General features: G+C 71.8%; 15 protein-coding genes. 9 read left to right on the forward strand and 6 right to left on the reverse strand.

Going from position 1 to position 17,138, the window contains the following annotated elements; genetic code table 11:
- Nucleotides 1–60 precede the first annotated feature (60 nt).
- A complete protein-coding gene (locus ITJ64_RS17505; protein WP_194681949.1) occupies nucleotides 61–741 on the forward strand; it encodes a GrpB family protein in 681 nt (226 codons plus the stop codon).
- Here ITJ64_RS17505 and ITJ64_RS17510 read toward each other — a convergent pair.
- The 4 genes from ITJ64_RS17510 to gltX form a co-directional block, all read right to left on the reverse strand.
- The gene (locus ITJ64_RS17510) at nucleotides 722–1,291 is read right to left on the reverse strand and encodes a putative glycolipid-binding domain-containing protein (RefSeq protein WP_194681950.1); all 570 of its coding nucleotides are present in this window, start codon (nucleotides 1,289–1,291) and stop codon (nucleotides 722–724) included. The genes ITJ64_RS17505 and ITJ64_RS17510 overlap by 20 nt on opposite strands.
- A 23-nt stretch (nucleotides 1,292–1,314) precedes the next feature.
- Nucleotides 1,315–2,070, reverse strand: coding sequence for a DedA family protein (locus ITJ64_RS17515; protein ID WP_194681951.1), 756 nt, complete (start codon nucleotides 2,068–2,070; stop codon nucleotides 1,315–1,317).
- A gap of 208 nt (nucleotides 2,071–2,278) precedes the next feature.
- On the reverse strand, nucleotides 2,279–3,214 hold the full coding sequence (locus tag ITJ64_RS17520; protein WP_194682228.1) for an NAD(P)/FAD-dependent oxidoreductase: 936 nt from the start codon (nucleotides 3,212–3,214) through the stop codon (nucleotides 2,279–2,281).
- An 89-nt stretch (nucleotides 3,215–3,303) separates the two neighbouring features.
- Nucleotides 3,304–4,833, reverse strand: a complete 1,530-nt coding sequence (gltX, locus tag ITJ64_RS17525) for a glutamate--tRNA ligase (protein ID WP_194681952.1) — start codon at nucleotides 4,831–4,833, stop codon at nucleotides 3,304–3,306.
- A 114-nt stretch (nucleotides 4,834–4,947) separates the two neighbouring features.
- On the opposite strand from gltX, the gene ITJ64_RS17530 reads away from it, so the two are divergent.
- Together ITJ64_RS17530 and ITJ64_RS17535 are read left to right on the forward strand one after the other, a co-directional pair.
- Entirely contained in the window at nucleotides 4,948–6,678 is a 1,731-nt protein-coding gene (locus ITJ64_RS17530; protein ID WP_194681953.1) for a LuxR C-terminal-related transcriptional regulator, read from the forward strand.
- Between the two features lie 55 nt (nucleotides 6,679–6,733).
- Nucleotides 6,734–7,543, forward strand: coding sequence for a DUF1206 domain-containing protein (locus ITJ64_RS17535; protein WP_194681954.1), 810 nt, complete (start codon nucleotides 6,734–6,736; stop codon nucleotides 7,541–7,543).
- Nucleotides 7,544–7,816: 273 nt separating this feature from the next.
- Here the strand turns inward: ITJ64_RS17535 and ITJ64_RS17540 are convergent, their stop codons facing one another.
- Nucleotides 7,817–9,397, reverse strand: a complete 1,581-nt coding sequence (locus ITJ64_RS17540; RefSeq protein ID WP_194681955.1) for a transporter — start codon at nucleotides 9,395–9,397, stop codon at nucleotides 7,817–7,819.
- Nucleotides 9,379–10,146 (reverse strand): ABC transporter ATP-binding protein, encoded by a 768-nt coding sequence (locus ITJ64_RS17545; protein ID WP_194681956.1) that lies wholly within the window; start codon nucleotides 10,144–10,146, stop codon nucleotides 9,379–9,381. Before ITJ64_RS17545 ends, ITJ64_RS17540 begins: the two co-directional genes overlap by 19 nt.
- A gap of 96 nt (nucleotides 10,147–10,242) precedes the next feature.
- On the opposite strand from ITJ64_RS17545, the gene ITJ64_RS17550 reads away from it, so the two are divergent.
- The 6 genes from ITJ64_RS17550 (at nucleotide 10,243) to ITJ64_RS17575 (ending at nucleotide 17,077) form a co-directional block, all read left to right on the forward strand.
- Nucleotides 10,243–11,160 carry an oxygenase MpaB family protein gene (locus ITJ64_RS17550; RefSeq protein WP_194681957.1) on the forward strand — a complete coding sequence of 306 codons (918 nt, stop codon included), beginning with the start codon at nucleotides 10,243–10,245 and terminating at the stop codon, nucleotides 11,158–11,160.
- A gap of 29 nt (nucleotides 11,161–11,189) precedes the next feature.
- Nucleotides 11,190–12,206 carry a LacI family DNA-binding transcriptional regulator gene (locus tag ITJ64_RS17555; protein WP_194681958.1) on the forward strand — a complete coding sequence of 339 codons (1,017 nt, stop codon included), beginning with the start codon at nucleotides 11,190–11,192 and terminating at the stop codon, nucleotides 12,204–12,206.
- 127 nt (nucleotides 12,207–12,333) lie between these two features.
- A complete protein-coding gene (locus ITJ64_RS17560) occupies nucleotides 12,334–13,707 on the forward strand; it encodes an ABC transporter substrate-binding protein (protein ID WP_228508727.1) in 1,374 nt (457 codons plus the stop codon).
- Entirely contained in the window at nucleotides 13,707–14,624 is a 918-nt protein-coding gene (locus ITJ64_RS17565; RefSeq protein WP_173184174.1) for a carbohydrate ABC transporter permease, read from the forward strand. The genes ITJ64_RS17560 and ITJ64_RS17565 overlap by 1 nt, the downstream gene beginning before the upstream one ends.
- Nucleotides 14,621–15,517 carry a carbohydrate ABC transporter permease gene (locus tag ITJ64_RS17570; protein WP_194681959.1) on the forward strand — a complete coding sequence of 299 codons (897 nt, stop codon included), beginning with the start codon at nucleotides 14,621–14,623 and terminating at the stop codon, nucleotides 15,515–15,517. Before ITJ64_RS17565 ends, ITJ64_RS17570 begins: the two co-directional genes overlap by 4 nt.
- A 48-nt stretch (nucleotides 15,518–15,565) precedes the next feature.
- Nucleotides 15,566–17,077: an alpha-N-arabinofuranosidase gene (locus tag ITJ64_RS17575; protein WP_194681960.1), complete on the forward strand. Its 1,512-nt coding sequence runs from the start codon at nucleotides 15,566–15,568 to the stop codon at nucleotides 17,075–17,077.
- Nucleotides 17,078–17,138 lie beyond the last annotated feature (61 nt).

The raw sequence follows: 17,138 nt of genomic DNA on the forward strand, positions 1-17,138 counted from the left end.
CGCCCGGGGTGCACCTCTTCTGCGTCCAGGCCGCTCGTCGGGGCCTGCGAGGATGGGCGGGTGCAGCAGAGCAAGGGGCCGCGACGGCCCGAGGTGACGACCGTCGAGATCGTGGGCGGGCCCGAGCGGCTGACGGTGGGTCTGCACGACTACGACCCCGCCTGGGCGACGGTCTTCGAGACGCACCGGCGCCTGATTCAGGATGCTCTCGCCGGAGCCCGCGTCGGGAGCGACCCCCTCGTGAGCGAGCCCCTCGTGAGCGAGCCCGTCGGCATCGAGCCCGTCGGCATCGGGCCCATCGGCATCTGGCACATCGGCTCGACCGCGGTGCCGGGCCTCGCGGCCAAGCCGATCGTCGACGTCGTCGTGACGGTCGACGACATCACCGCCGAGGAGGACTACCTCGACGCGCTGCTGGCCGCCGGCTACGAGCTCCGCGTGCGGGAGCCCGGCCACCGTCTCGTGCGCACCCCCGAGCGCGACGTGCACGTGCACGTCTACCAGCGCGGCGACCGCGCCGTCACGGAGTACCTGCTGCTGCGCGACCACCTCCGGGCCGACGCCGGCGACCGCGCCCTCTACGAGAGCACCAAGCGCGCCCTGATGGCCGAGAGCTGGGCCGACATGAACGCCTACTCCGAGGCGAAGACCGAGGTCATCCTCGCGATCAAGGAGCGAGCGCGGCGCGCGGGCGGCGCCGGCACCGGCATCGGTGCCGGGCTCAGCGACCGACCCGCGTGAAGAGGCCGGGGTAGTCGGTGACGAAACCCTCGTCGTCGACCTCGACGTCGCGCACGAAGCTGCCGTCGAGCGACTCGTAGCGGTAGGTCGAGGGAGCGATGCGCGTGTAGCGCTGGCGGTCGGCCGAGACGTGCAGCGAGGGGACGTCCACGTAGGCCGTCGTGATCTCGGCGCTCTGACCGAGGGCCAGGCCGATGCGGCGGATCGGCAGGGTGTTGCTGAAGGGGGTGGCGCTCAGATCGACGTCGATCGCCTCGGTGAGGGCGACGAGCATCCGCCCGTCATCGCCCTCCCAGTGGCCGTCGCCGGTCGACCACAGTTCGAGCGAGCGGCTCGTGGAGGTCTCGGCGACGCTGACGTAGCGGGTGCGCCAGGCCTCGTCGCACTCGATGCGGTAGAAGACGTCGAAGCCGGTCGCGTCGCCGTCGGCCGGGTCGGCGGTGATGTGGCCGACCGCCGTCGCACCCGAGGGGGTGAGAGTGAGGGTGAGGCCCTCGAAACCGGTGCGGGATGCCGGGACCCACGCCAGCGAGCGGGTGACGATCTGCACGACTGACCTCCTCGCGGACGAACCTACTCCCCCGTCCGCTCCCCCGCCGGGGCCCCGCCCGAGCCCGCCGCGCCGCCCGCCGCGCCCGGTGCCTCGCCGGCCGCGCCCGCCGCGCTGCCCGCCGCACCCGGCGCCTCGCCGGACGAGGCGCGCGCCGCCCGCCGCTGCCGGAGGTACGCGATCAGGGCCGAGCCCACGGTCAGCACGGCGATGCCGATCAGCACCCACTCCATGTACTGCTGCACGATCGCGGCCACCTCGGGGATGCCGCCGAGCGCGAAGCCGAGCCCGATGATCGCGGCCGACCAGAGCAGGGCGCCGAGGGCGTTGTAGGCCGAGAAGTGCGAGCGCTTCATCCGCCCGACGCCTGCGGCGACCGGCGCGAAGGTGCGCACGACGCCGATGAAGCGGGCGATCGTGACGGCCCAGCCGCCGAAGCGGTCGAAGAAGGCCTGGGTGCGGTCGACATTCTTGCGGCTGAAGAAGCCGGAGTCGCGCCGCTCGAAGATCGCCGGGCCGGCGCGCTTGCCGATCGTGTAGCCGAGCTGGTCACCCAGGAACGCGGCCGCGAACACCGCGAGGATCACGACGGGCAGCGGCAGCGGGATCGCGCCCGTGAACGTCAGCAGTCCGGCGAAGAACAGCAGGGTGTCGCCCGGCAGGAAGAACCCGATCAGGAGGCCCGTCTCGGCGAACACGATCACGCACACCAGCAGCAGGCCCCACAGGCCGGCGCCCTGGATGGCGTCCTGGAACCCGAAGATGTCTCTGACCACCATGGCTCGACCCTAGCCGCTCCGCCCGGTCGCCCTGTCCGCCCGCGCCACCCGTCGCGGGCCGGTGTCACGCGCGCGGCGGCACCCCGGGCACCTGGGGCGCGGTCGGTACGGGAGGAGAATACGGCCGATGGGCCGTATAGGGGGTTATGGGGCCGATTCTCCTCCCGTACCGACGGGGAGGAGGGGCGGGGAGGAGCGGCGGGGCGCGCTAGAGCGGGCCGAGGAGGTGGCGGGCGACGGCCGCGGCCGTGCGGGCGCCGGCTCCGGCGGCGACGATGAGCTGCTGCGGCCCCGGGGGCGTGAGGTCGCCGGCCGCGTAGAGGCCCGGCACCGAGGTGGCGCCGACGGCGTCGACCACGAGGTGCCCGTCGGCGTCGCGCTCGAGACCGGTGAGCTCGGCGAGGTGGGCGTCGGGGACGGTCCAGGTGGGGCGCACGAAGCCGCCCGTGCGCGGGATGACCGTGCCGTCGGCGAGGCGCACTCCCGTGAGGCCCGAGCGGTCGCCCTCGAGGTCGTCGATCGGCCGGCGCTCGACCGCGATGCCGCGGGTCGCGAGCGCCGTCTCCTCGGCCTCGGTGACCGCGTCGGCGGCGTCGTTCGTGAAGACGATCAGGTCGTCGGTGACCTGCGAGACGATCAGCGCCCGCTCGGCGAGGTCGGACGCGGTGCCGATCAGCGCCAGCGGCTGGTCGCTCTTCTCGAACAGGTCGCAGGCCAGGCAGCTGTGCAGGGCGGTGCCGTAGTAGGCCCGGATGCTCGGCAGCGCCGGCAGCGTCTCGGCCAGCCCGTGCGTCAGCACCACGACCGGCGCCGTCACGACCCGGTCGGCCGATCCGCGCACCCCGCGGGACGAGACGGTGAACCCGCCCTCCCCCGGCGTGATGGTGCCGACGAGCCCCTGGTGGAACTCGGCGGTGGGGTATGCCGCGAACTCCTCGCGCCCGAGCGCCCGCAGCTCGAGCGGCGAGACGCCGTCGCGCGTGATGAAGCCGTGCGAGATGAGGGTGGCCGAATGGCGCGGCCGGTTGCTGTCGAGGATCAGCACGCGGCGCCGGGCGCGCACGAGGTTGAGGCCGACGGACAGGCCGGCGGGGCCGCCGCCGATCACGATGACCTCGTACCGGTCGCCGTCGAAACCGCGCACGGCCTCGGCGGGGCCCGCAGCCGCCGCGGCCGCAGCCGAGACCCCCGCGCCCCCAGCCGTCGCGGCCGAGACGCCCGCGCCCCCGCTCGTCACAGCGCCGCCACCAGCGCCTCGAGCCGCGCGATCGTCTCGGCCTTGCCGAGGATCTGCATCGACTCGAACAGCGGCGGCGAGATGCGCCGCCCCGAGAGGGCGACCCGCAGCGGCCCGTAGGCCACGCGCGGCTTCAGCCCCAGCCCGTCGATCAGCGCCGCGGCGAGCGCCGACTGGATGGCCTCGTGCTCCCACTCCGACTCGGGCACGTCGAGCAGCCCGGCGATGGCCGCGTTGAGCACGAGCCCGGCGTTCTCGGGCAGCGACGTGCGCGCGTCGTCGTCGTAGCCGAGCGACGCCGCCGGCACGAAGAACGACCCCAGCAGCGCGGGCGCCTCGCCGAGCAGCTGCATGCGCGTCTGCACGAGCGGGGCGACCTGGTCGAGGACGTGCTGCTGCGCATCCGTCACCGGAACCGACACGATGCCCGCCGCCTCGAGGTAGGGCACGAGACGCGCCGCGAAGTCGTCGGCGGCCAGCAGCCGGATGTGGTCGCCGTCGATCGACTCGGCCTTCTTCAGGTCGAAGCGGGCCGGGTTCGGCAGCACGTCGACCACGTCGAACGCGGCAACCATCTCCTCGAGCGAGAACACGTCGCGGTCGGGCGCGAGCGACCAGCCGAGCAGTGCCAGGTAGTTCACGAGCCCCTCGGGGATGAATCCGCGCTCGCGGTGCAGGAACAGGTTCGACTCGGGGTCGCGCTTCGAGAGCTTCTTGTTGCCGTCGCCCATGACGTAGGGCAGGTGGCCGAAGCGCGGCACGAAGGTGGTCACCCCGATGTCGATCAGCGCGTGGTACAGCGCGATCTGGCGCGGGGTCGACGAGAGCAGGTCCTCTCCGCGCAGCACGTGGGTGACGCCCATCAGGGCGTCGTCGAGCGGGTTCACGAGCGTGTAGAGCGGATGCCCGTTGGGCCGCACGATCACGAAGTCGGTGAACGATCCCGCCGGGAACGTGATCTCGCCGCGCACGAGGTCGTCGAACGACAGGTCGGTGTCGGGCACCCGCAGGCGCAGCGCCGGCTCGCGGCCCTCGGCGCGGAACGCTGCCCGCTGGTCGTCGGTGAGCGTGCGGTCGAAGTTGTCGTAGCCCAGCTGCTTGGCGCGGCCGGCCGCCTCGTTGCGGGCGTCGATCTCCTCGGCGTTGGAGTAGCTCTCGTAGACGTGGCCCGACTCGAGCAGCCGCGCGATGACGCCGCGGTAGAGGTCGTAGCGCTCCGACTGCCGGTAGGGCGCGTGCGGGCCGCCGATGCCGGGCCCCTCGTCCCAGTTCAGGCCGAGCCAGGTGAGCGCGTCGACGAGCTGCTCGTAGCTCTCCTCCGAGTCGCGGTTCGCGTCGGTGTCCTCGATGCGGAAGATCATCTTTCCACCCGTGTGGCGCGCGTAGGCCCAGTTGAACAGAGCGGTGCGCACGAGCCCCACGTGGGGCGTGCCGGTGGGGCTCGGGCAGAACCGCACGCGCACGTCGGCGCCCGTGGCAGTGGAGAACGGATGCTCGGACGACTGTGCTGGTGACGTTGCGCTCATGACCCGCCGATTCTATCGGGGCTGCCCGACACCGGAGGTGGGCAGCGGGCGCGAACGGACGTACGATTCGTCCAGGCGCCCGGAGAAGCGAGTGCGAAGCGACGGGATACGACCATGGCCGAGCGGCCGGCACGGCTGTGGAGCCGTTCGGTGCGCGCCGCGCTCGACGCGGGTGACCCGCGGGGAGCCGCCGATTCCGCCGCCGCGGGCTGGCCGCGCTTCCTGCAGACCGATCCGACGCTCGTCGCCGCGACCGTGCAGGCGCTGCCCGCCGCCGAGCGCGACGGGCGTGCGGGTCTCGTGACGGCGCTGGCGCTCGCTCTCGACGCGGCTCCGGAGGGGGCGGGACGCGCATCCGCCCCGCTGCTGGAGACACAGGCCGACCGCCTGCTCCGCCGCGGTGCCGACCGGGCGGCCCGGGCGGGCGCACCCGATGCCGAGTCGCCCGAGCTCGACGAGCTCGTGATCGCGCGGGCCGCCCTGGCCGGGCTGCACCGCCGGCGGGGCTGCTTCACCGAGGCGCAGGCCGAGCTGGATCGCGCCGACGCCTGGCTCGAGGGCCTGCGAGGGGTCGACGCGGGGGTGCTGACGCTGCTGCGCGCCCGCCTGCGTCTGGAGCGGGCCCTCGTCGCGGTGCACCGCGACGGCATGGGCGCCGACCGCTCGACCGCTCCGGTGTCGACCCTCACCGAGACCTCGATGCACCCCGCCGACCGGGTCACCGCCGCCGGGCTGATGGCCCTGTCGGCGTTCGTGCGCGACGACGCCGCGGCCGCCGAGGTCTGGATCGACGCCGCCGAGCGCGCCGCCACGGCCGAGGCGACCCCGCGGGACGCCGCCGAGATCCCGCTCGAGGAGTCTCCGGCGCTGGCCCCCGCCGTGTTCACCGCGTTCCTGATCGCGCACGACCGCGCCGAGCTCGGCGACGCCGCCGCCACCGCGGCCCGGCTGGCCGCGATCGCGCACGGCTCGGAGTGGCGCGCCTACGCCTCGCTCGCCGAGGCGATGCTGCTGCTGCTCGGCTCGCGGCACGCCGCCGCCTCGGCCGCCCTGGCCGACGCGGACGAGCAGATGCGGGACTGGTCGGGCGGGCTGCTGGCCGCGGTGCTGGCGGCCGGCATCCGGGCGCGCCTCGACGTGGAGCAGGGCCGGCCGCTCGGGCCGGGGTTCGAGGACGGGCGCCGGATGGACGACGACCGGCACGTGCTGTGCCGGGCTCAGCTCGTGGGGTGGTCGCTGCTGTCGGGCGGCGGGCACGACGGCGGCGGGCACCGCGGCGGCGGGGCCCGTGAGGTCGGCGAGGGCGCCGACGCCGCCGAAGTCGCCGCGCACGCCGCCCGGGCCCGTCAGGCCGTCGCCGCCTGCCTCGCCGCCGGCCCGCGCCACGCCGCTCCGGGCCTCGCCGACGCGCTGCTGGTCGACGCGGTCGCCGCGCTCCGGCAGGGCGACGACGAGGGTGCCGCCCACAGCTTCGACGAGGCGCTCGCGGTGGCGGCCCGCAGCGGCACCCGGCGGCCGTTCCGGCACCCGTCGAGGTCGGACCTGACGGTGCTGGTGCGCCGCGCATCCGCTCGCCCGCACCCGGAGCAGGTGCGGCTGCTGCTCGACGAACTGCGCCCCTCGACCGACGAGGCGGTGCAGCTGAGCGAGCGCGAGATCCAGGTGCTGGCCGGGCTCCGACGCGGGTCGTCGGTGCAGGTGCTGGCGCGCGAGCTCTTCCTGTCGCCGAACACGGTCAAGACGCACGTGCGGAACATCTACCGCAAGCTCGGCGCGAACGACCGCGAGTCGGCGTTCGCAGCCGCGAGCGAGCACGGCATCGCGCTCGACATCACGCCGCGCTGAGCGGCGCTGCCCCGCGATGGACGGAGCCGCGCCGTGCGGGTGGCAGGCTGGAGGGATGTCCCCCTCCGCGAAGAGCGCCGTGCGCGACGTGAGCCGCAACCCGGTCTTCCGCATGATCGCGCGCTCGGGCTTCGCGGTGAACGGGATGCTGCACATCCTGATCGGGCTGATCGCGATCGGCATCGCCCTGCCCGGCACGGAGGGCGGCGAGGCCGACCAGTCGGGCGCCCTCCGCCAGCTGGCCACCACGCCGGGCGGGCTGTTCGTGCTCTGGGCGTCGGTTCTCGCCCTCGTCGCGCTCGGGCTGTTCCAGCTGATCACACTGCCGCTGCTCAGCGCCGCCGGCACCGCGAAGACCTGGGGCCGTCGCGTCGCCGAGGCCGCCAAGGCGGTCGTCTACCTGGTGCTCGGCGCCACGGCGCTGATCTTCGCCCTGGGCGGCTCGACCAGCGGCTCCGACACCAGTCAGACGTTCAGCGCCGGCCTGATCGCGACGCCTGGCGGGGTCTTCCTGCTCGTCGCCGTCGGCCTCACGGTGGGCGGCTTCGGCATCGGCTTCGTGGCGATCGCGGTGCGCCGCGGCTTCCGCAAGCTGATCGTGGTGCCGGCCGGGCGGCTCGGCCGCGTGGTCGTCAGGCTCGGCACCGTGGGCTACGCCTCCCAGGGGCTGGCGCTCGTCGTGGTCGGGGTGCTCTTCGTGGTCGCCGCCGTCAGCTCCGACTCGGCGGCCGCCTCGGGCCTGGACGGCGCCCTGAAGGTGCTGGCCGGGCTGCCGTTCGGCATCGTGCTGCTCGTGGCGGTCGGCGTCGGCTTCCTCGCGTACGGCCTGTTCCTGATCGCCCGGGCGAGGCTCGCGACGCTGTGACCTGTGCGGGGCTGTGACGGATGCGCGGCCTCGGCGGCCCGTCGACCGAGCCGATCGGGCCACCGCACCCTGACCGACGCCGTGGGCGACGCCCACCGGCAGCGGGGTGCCGCGCCGCCGTCGGGTCCGTCCTTCTGCACGGGCACGGCGGGCTGCACTCCGGGTGGCTCCAGTGTCCGGAACCGCCGGACGGTCTGCAAGAGCCGCTTGCGGACATGTCCGCTTCCGGGCAGGGCCGCGCTTCCGTGAAGGGCCGGGCCCCCGACCCGCCGCCTAGGCGGCCGAGCGCAGCGACTTCAGGCGCGAGAGCACCTCGGGCGCCGAGCGGTCGAGCAGCGCCCCGCCGAGGCGCAGTCCCAGCACGAGCAGCCCGCCGCCGAGACCGAGGCCCACCGCGAGCGTGAGCCAGCCGAACAGGGCCGAGTCCAGCGCGAGGCTGAGCACCGCGAGCACGACCGCCGGGATCGTCAGCAGCATCACGATGCCCCAGGTCGCGAAGCCCGAGAGCGCCGTCGTGAAGCCCGCACCGGGCGCCGACTTGAACGGGTTGTCCCCCGCCTGCGGCACCGGGATGACGATCCGCGCCGACGACACGCTGACCACGGCGAAGCCGCTCAGCAGCGCCGCCGCCGACAGCCCGAGCAGCATCGGCAGCCGGTCCCAGGCGTCGATCACGGCGACGGGCACGATCGTGCCGAGCAGCACCAGCGGCACCGAGATGACCGCCAGTGCACCGATCCTGCCGAGCCGGTCGTCGATGCCGCGCACCCCGTCGGCGACGTGGGTCGCGAAGGCGGTGCCGTCGAAGGAGATGTCCGCGTAGAGCGCGATGCCGAGGAAGAACGCGATGATCGGGCCGGTGAGGGTGAAGATCCACTCCCCCGAGCCGTTCGCCGAGTAGAACCAGAGCAGCACCGGCACGAGCGGAACGGTGATGAGCTGCCGGGCGTAGCGCGGGTCACGGCGCCAGTAGGTCAGGGCGCGGGCCGCCACGGCGCCGGCCGGCGTCGCGGGGAGCAGGCCGAACATCCCCGTCTTCCCCTTGGCGACGCGCTTGGCCCCTGAGGCCGGCGGGGTCACCAGGGCCGCGGCGAGCGCGGCCCGCCAGACGACAAGCAGCAGGGCCAGCGTCGCGAGCGCGATCACGAGCTTCACCAGCGCGGGCACCCAGTCGCCGATCGCGACGTCGGCCGCCACCGCCCAGGGGGCACCGAACGGCGTCCAGCCGACGATGCGCGCGATCTCGGGCAGCTGCTCGGCCGAGACGGCGAGGGTGCGGCCGAGGCCGATGACGATGGGCCCGAGCAGGATGATCGGGATGAACACGAGCACGCCGCCGAGCTCACGGAACCGCCGCTTCGACTGCAGCGTCGTGGACAGCGCGGACACGGCCCGCGAGCCGACCACGCAGATCAGCAGCGCGATCAGGCCGCCGATCACGGCGGCGACCGCGGCGAGCGGCGAACGGATCCAGCTCGCGGCCGTCGCGACCGCGGCGATGGCGGTCACGATGCCGGGAACGCCGAGCACCCCCGAGAGCGTGAGCCCCGCGAGCAGGGTGTTCAGCGGCACGGGGAAGACCGAGAGCCGCGCCGGATCGAGGGTCTGGTCGATGCCGAAGGCGAACAGCGGCACCACGATCCAGCCGAGCACCACGACGGCGCCGACGAGCACGAGGACGGTCGAGGTGAGCTCGACCGGCGCGAAGGCGAGCGCGATCAGCCCGGCCAGCACCCCGACGAGCAGCCCCAGCCCGTAGAGGCCGCCGATGATCACGGCGACGAGCTGCCAGGGGCTGCGCTTCAGCGAGTTGCGGAGGACGAGCAGCCGCAGCCTTACGAGCGTCGCAACCATTCCGGCCCCTCCGCGTGCGTGCGGCCGCCGACGAGCTCGACGAACCGGTCCTCCAGGGTCGAGTCGCCGCGCACCTCGTCGACGGTGCCCGCGACGAGCACCTGACCGTTCGCGACGACGGCGACGTGGTCGCACATGCGCTGCACCAGGTCCATGACGTGGCTCGACACGATCACCGTGCCGCCGTTCTGCACGTAGCCGGCCAGGATGTCGCGGATGTTCGCCGCCGACACCGGGTCGACCGACTCGAACGGCTCGTCGAGCACCAGCAGCCGCGGGGCGTGCACGAGCGCGCAGGCGAGCGCGATCTTCTTCGTCATGCCGGCCGAGTAGTCGACCACGAGGGTGCCGGCCGCCTGCTCGAGGTCGAGCAGCCTCAGCAGGTCGGCGACGCGCTCCGCCACCTCGGCCCGCTCGAGGCCGAACAGCAGACCGTTGTAGGTGACCAGCTGCTCGCCGGTGAGCCGGTCGAACAGCTTCACGCCGTCGCTGAGGTTGCCGATCAGCGCCTTGGCCTTCAGTGGTTCGCGCCACAGGTCGATGCCGTGCACGAGCGACTGCCCCGCATCCGGCCGGAGGAGGCCCGTGGCCATCGAGAGCGTCGTGGTCTTGCCGGCGCCGTTCGGGCCGACGAGGCCGTAGAACGAGCCGGTCGGAACCGTGAGGCTCAGGTCGTTCACGGCGATCTTGTCGCCGAAGCGCTTGCTGAGTCGGTTCAGCTGCAGCGCCGGTGCTGATGGATCGGACAAGGCATCCCCCAGAGAGTCGTGTCGGTCCCCTCAACTCTGGCCGAACTCGCAGGCGGAGACAAACGCCCACGCCCAGGAGCGGCATACGCTCGGACTATGTCATCCCCGCGCCGCTCCGACCGCCGGGACCGCTGGCGCTCGCACCTGCTCTCCACCCTCTCGGGCCAGAGCGACGGCCGCCCGGCCTGGGTGCAGGCCATCGCCGAGGGCGACGACGTCGGCTACTTCGGCCCCGGCTCCGCCTCGTGGGCGGTGCACGGCGGCATGGCGACGATGGTCGCCGGCATCCGCGCGCTGCTGATGCAGACGCTGCACCCGGGCGCGATGGCGGGCGTGCACGACTGGTCGCGCTACAAGGAGGACCCGCTCGGCCGCCTGACCGGCACCATCCGCTGGCTGGTCACGGTGACCTTCGCCGACACGGTCGTCGCCGATCGCGAATCGGGCCGAGTCGCCCACTTCCACGAGCGCGTGCGCGGCGAGTACGTCGACAACCACGGCGAGACCGTGCCCTACACGGCCGGCGACCCCGAGCTGCTGTCGTGGGTGCACGTCGTCTTCACCGACGCCTTCCTCGCGAGCCACACGCTGTGGGACGCGCCGATCCCGGGCGGCGCCGACACGTACGTCCGCGAATGGGCGAAGGCCGGCGAGCTGATCGGGGTGCAGGACGCACCGCGGAGCGAGGCCGAGCTCCGCGGGCAGCTCGAGGCGTTCCGGGCCTCCGGGGTGCTCAAGAGCGACGAGCGCGTGCGCGAGGCGGTGCGGTTCATCCGCCGTCCGCCGCTCGCGAAGGGCTTCCTGCCCGCCTACCGCATCATGTTCGCGGGTGCCGTGGCGTCGCTGCCGAAGGAGTACCGGCGGATGCTCGGCCTCCGCCGCTCGCCCCTGCCGGTGATCTGGGCCACCGGCCGCGTGCTCGCCGTGGTGCGGCGCGTGATGGGCAGCGAATCGTCGTCGGAGGAGGCCGCGCTGTCGCGCATCCGTCGCCTGGCGCGGTCTGCAACGTTATAAACCGCGCACCGGGGTTGTAGTCTTCGACGATGTCGATCACGCTGCACGACGTCGCCCGCCTCGCCGGGGTGTCGATCAAGACGGTGTCGAACGTGATCAACGACTACCCCCACATCCGCCCCGACACGCGCTCGCGGGTGCTCGCGGCGATCGAGGAGCTCGACTACCGGCCGAACCTGTCGGCCCGGGGGCTGCGCTCGGGGCGCACGGGGGCCATCGGCCTGATCATCCCCGACCTCCGCAACGCCTACTTCGCCGAGCTGGCGGACGCCGTGATGACCGCGGCGCACAAGCGCGGGCTGTACGTGCTGATCGAGCAGATGGGCGGCTACGACAAGGAGTCCGAGCTCGCCATCCTGCGCGGGCCGCGGATGCAGATGGTCGACGGCATCCTGTACAGCGTGCTCACGCTCGGGCAGGAGGACGCCGCGCTGCTCGACATCCCGACCCCGCTGGTGCTGCTCGGCGACCGCATCTACAACGGGCCCACCGACCACGTGACCATGCCGAACGTCGAGGGCTCGCGGGTCGCGACCGAGCACCTGATCGGCCTCGGCCGGCGCCGCCTGCTCGCGCTCGGTGCGCACGAGGACGAGATCATCGGCTCGGCGGGGCTGCGGCTCCGCGGCTACCAGGACGCCCTGGAGGCGACCGGCATCCCGTTCGACCCCGAGCTCGTCGTCAACGTGCAGAACTGGCACCGGTTCGACGGAGCGGAGGCCATGCGCACGGTGATCGCGTCGGGCATCCACTTCGACGGCGTGGTGGCCTTCAACGACTCGTTGGCGCTCGGTGCGATGCGGGTCGTGCAGGAGGCCGGGCTGCGGGTGCCCGACGACGTCGCCTTCATCGGCTTCGACGACATCGACGAGACACGGTACTCGCTGCCGACGCTGTCGACCATCGATCCGAGCCGCGAGGAGATCGCCGAGATCGCGGTCGGCTGGCTGCTCGAGCGCATCGGGGCACCCCGCGGGAGCATCGCGCCCCGGGAGCACGAGACCGCGATCCGGCTGGTGCCGCGCGAGTCGACCACGCTCGCCTAGGCCGCAGAGCGCCGGAGCGATGACGCTTCGATAACGGGTCTTGACTTCGGTCGAGGGGCTCCCGCATCATGTCTCTACAACGTTTACCGTACAACGTTGTAAAGACCATGAATCAAGGAGGATTCGGATGGCTCCGAGAATGTCACACCTGCTGGCCGCGACGAGTGCCGGGGTCCTGCTGCTCGGCCTGGCAGCCTGCACCCCCGACGTCGGCGGCGGCGCCGGCAGCACCGATTCGGCGGGCGGCGACGCCGGCTCCTGCAGCAACGAGATCGTGAACCCCGATGCACCTCAGGTCTCGGTCTGGGCCTGGTACCCGAACATCAACACCGTCGTCGACATGTTCAACAAGACCCACGACGACGTGCAGGTGTGCTGGTCGAACGCCGGACAGGGCGGCGACGAGTACGCCAAGTTCTCCACCGCGATCGCGGCCGGCACCGGCGCCCCCGACGTCATCATGCTGGAGGCCGAGGTGCTGCCCGGCTTCATCATCCAGGACGCACTCGTCGACCTCTCCGAGCACGGCGCCGACGACGTCAAGGCGAACTTCAGCGAGGGCGCCTGGAAGGACGTCTCGAGCGGGTCCTCCGTCTACGCCATCCCGGTCGACGGCGGCCCGATGGCCATGATCTACCGCTCCGACATCTTCGAGAAGTACGGCATCGCGATCCCCACCACCTGGGACGAGTACGCCGCCGCCGCCCAGAAGCTGAAGGATGCGGGCGGCCCGTTCATGGGCGACTTCGGCAGCAACGTGCCGGCCTGGTTCACCGCGCTGATGACCCAGAACGGCCAGACCGCCTGGGACTACGACTCGGCCAGCCCGCAGTCGATCGGCATCGACCTGAACGACGACGGCAGCAAGCAGGTCGCCACCTACTGGCAGGAGCTCGTCTCCAAGGGCCTCGTCGACACGCAGGACCAGTTCACGACCGACTACGTGGCCGGCCTCGCGAACGGCTCCTACGCCACCTACGTCTCGGCCGCCTGGGCTCCCGGCTACCTGACCGGCGCCGGCGGCGCCGCGACCGGTGACGGCGCCGAGTGGCAGGTCGCCCCGCTCCCCCAGTGGGACGCCTCGAACCCCGTCTCGGTGAACTGGGGCGGCTCGACCTTCGCGGTCACCACCCAGGCCTCCGACAAGGACCTCGCGGCCACCGTGGCCAAGGAGCTCTACGCCTCGCCCGAGGAGCTGCAGGACGGCATCGACACGCAGACGATCTTCCCGCTGAACCAGCAGGTGCTCGCCTCCCAGGCCTTCGCCGACGCCCCGATCGAGTTCTTCAACGGCCAGAAGGCCAACGGAGAGGTCTACATCCCGGCCGAGAACGAGTACCCCGGGTACACCTACAGCCCGTTCACCACGTACTACTACTCCGAACTGACCAAGGCGATGGTGACCATGATCGACGGCAGCAAGACCGGCGAGCAGGCCCTGGACGACCTGCAGGGCACCATGACCGACTACGCCAAGGCGCAGGGCTTCACGGTCGAGTGATGAGCGTCTCCGCTGCCGCGAGGCCCCGTCGCCGGCGATCGATCAGGAGAGGCTGGATCGGGTGGCTGTTCGTCGCCCCCTTCGGCATCGTCTTCCTGGTGTTCCTCGTCGCGCCCCTGGCCTACGCGTTCTACCTCAGCCTCTTCTCGAAGGGACTCGCCACCGGCACGGTCTTCAGCGGGGCGGGCAACTACGTCAAGGCGTTCACCGATCCGGAGTTCCTCAGCGGTCTCTGGTTCGTGCTGCGCTTCGCCGTGGTGCTCATCCCCCTGCAGATGGCGGTGTCACTCGCGGCAGCGCTGGTGCTCGACTCGCTCACCACGAGGCTCTCCCGGTTCTCCCGGCTCGCGATCTTCGTGCCGTACGCCATCCCCGCGGTCATCGGCACCCTGATGTGGGGCTTCCTCTACAGCCCCGTGTTCGGGCCGCTGACCGGCATCTTCGGGGCCATCAACCAGTCGGCGCCCGACATCCTGAGCGCCGACAACATCTTCGGCGGGCTCCTGAACGTCGTGGTGTGGCAGTGGGCCGGGTACTACATGATCATCATCTACGCGGCCCTGCAGGGCATCGATCCGAGCATCTACGAGGCGGCCCGCATCGACGGCGCCACCCCGCGGCAGATCGCGTTCCGCGTGAAGATCCCGATGATCTCGAGCGCCATGGTGCTCATCCTGGTGTTCGCCCTGATCGGCACGCTGCAGTTCTTCACCGAGCCGCAGGTGCTGAAACCGATCGCCAACGGCGCCATCACCGCGAGCTTCACGCCGAACATCTACGCGTACAACCTGGCGTTCCAGTTCTCGCAGTTCAACTACGCGTCGACCATCTCGTTCGCGCTCGGCATCGTCGTCTTCATCGCGGTGTACATCTTCCTGTTCAGCACCCGCAAGCGCCGGGGAGGGTTCTCGTCATGACCACCGCAACATCGATCCCGGCCGGCACGATGCGCCGGCCGAAGGCCCGTCGCAACATCACCGCGCACATCTTCCTCGTGGCGCTCATCGTGTACTTCCTGCTGCCGCTCTGGTGGCTGGTGGTGGCGAGCACCAAGGACCCGCAGGGGCTGTTCACCGGCACCGGCGGCGCGCTCTGGTTCGACAAGAACTTCAACCTGATCGCCAACCTGCAGGAGCTGTTCACCTACAAGGGCGGCATCTATCTGAAGTGGCTCGGCAACTCGGCGCTCTACTCGCTCGTCGGCGGGGTCGGCGCCACGGTGCTGGCCGTGCTCGCCGGCTACGGCTTCGCGAAGTACCGCTTCAAGGGGCGCGACCTCTCGTTCGCCATCCTGCTCGGCTCGGTGATGGTGCCGCTGACGGCGCTCGTCATCCCGACCTTCATGCTGATGTCGCAGCTGCACCTGACGAACACGATCTGGGCGGTCATCCTGCCTTCGCTGCTCAGCCCGTTCGGGGTCTACCTGATGCGGGTCTACGCGGCCGACGCGATCCCCGACGAGCTGCTCGACGCCGCGCGCGTCGACGGCTCGGGCGAGTTCCGCACCTTCCTCCGGGTGGCGCTGCCGCTGATGCGACCGGCGGTCGTGACCGTGCTGCTGCTCTCGGTGGTCGGCACCTGGAACAACTACTTCCTGCCCCTCGCGGTCCTGAGCGACCAGAACCTCTACCCCGTCACCGTCGGGCTCGGCGGCTGGCAGGCCCTCGCCGCATCGAACAACGGTGGCGGCACGTCGCTCTACACGCTGATCGTGGTGGGCTCGCTGGTGTCGATCATCCCGCTGATCATCGCGTTCCTGTCACTGCAGAAGTACTGGCAGGGCGGGCTCTCGCTCGGCGCACTGAAGTAGCACCCACCCTCTTCTCCACCTCTCCACCCCGTCTTCCGAAGGACAGCCATGGTCACCGCACGCCTCACCATCGACCCCCACTTCACCGTCGGCCCCATCAACCGCCGCCTGTTCGGCTCGTTCGTCGAGCACCTCGGCCGCTGCGTCTACGACGGGCTGTACGAGCCCGGTCACCCCACCGCCGACGCGGAGGGCTTCCGGCAGGACGTGATCGACCTCGTCAAGGAGCTCGGCGTCTCGACCATCCGCTACCCCGGCGGCAACTTCGTCTCGGGCTTCCGCTGGGAGGACAGCGTCGGGCCGGTCGGGGAACGGCCCCGCCGCCTCGACCTCGCCTGGCACTCGACCGAGACCAACGAGGTCGGCCTGCACGAGTTCTCGAGCTGGCTCGAGAAGGTCGGCAGCGAGCTGATGCTCGCCGTGAACCTCGGCACCCGCGGCACGCTCGAGGCGCTCGACCTGCTCGAGTACTCCAACCTGCCGGGCGGCACCGCCCTCAGCCAGCAGCGCATCGACAACGGGCGCACCGACGCGTTCGGCGTGAAGATGTGGTGCCTCGGCAACGAGATGGACGGCCCCTGGCAGCTCGGCCACCGCTCGGCGGAGGACTACGGCACGCTCGCCTCGCAGACCGCGAAGGCCATGCGGCAGCTCGACCCCTCGGTCGAGCTCGTGGCCTGCGGCTCCTCCAGCGCGCACATGCCGACCTTCGGCGAGTGGGAGCGGGTCGTGCTCAGCCACACCTACGACGACGTCGACTACATCTCCTGCCACGCCTACTACCAGGAGAAGAACGGCGACCTCGGCAGCTTCCTGGCCTCGGCGGTCGACATGGACCACTTCATCGACTCGGTCGTGGCCACCGCCGACCACGTGAAGGCCGTGCTCGGCTCGTCCAAGACCGTGAACATCTCCTTCGACGAGTGGAACGTCTGGTACCTCGACCGCTACGAGAACGTCGACAAGATCGAGGGCATCGACAACTGGCCGGTCGCGCCCCGCCTCCTGGAGGACGCCTACTCGGTGGCCGACGCGGTCGTGTTCGGCAACCTGCTGATCTCGCTGCTGCGCCACGCCGACCGCGTCACGAGCGCCTCGCTCGCGCAGCTCGTGAACGTGATCGCGCCGATCATGACCGAGCCGGGCGGCCCGGCCTGGAAGCAGACCACCTACTTCCCGTTCGCCCTCACCTCGCGGCTCGCCACGGGCGACGCGCTCGACGTGAAGCTCGAGGCCGACAGCTACGAGACCGCGGTGTACGGCACGGTGCCGCTCGTCGACGCCGTCGCCACCCACGACACCGCCACGGGCGCGACCTCGGTGTTCCTGGTGAACCGCAGCCAGAGCGAGCCGGCGACCGTGACGATCGACACCGCCGCACTCGGCGCGGTGACCGTGCGCGAGGCGCAGACGCTCGCCGACGCCGACACCTCGGCGAAGAACGTGCTGGGCGACCCGGAGCGCGTCGGCCTGTCGGCGACCGAGGGCATCGAGGTGCGGGACGGCGGTCTGACGCTCACCCTGCCCCCCGTGTCGTGGACGGCGATCTCGTTGGGCTGAGCGACCCGGTAGAGTCGAGGGGAACCGCGGCCGTCGGACGCCGCGATCGGAATGAGGAGAT

Source organism: Herbiconiux sp. VKM Ac-1786, assembly GCF_015350805.1.
In the GTDB taxonomy this organism is placed as follows: domain Bacteria; phylum Actinomycetota; class Actinomycetes; order Actinomycetales; family Microbacteriaceae; genus Herbiconiux.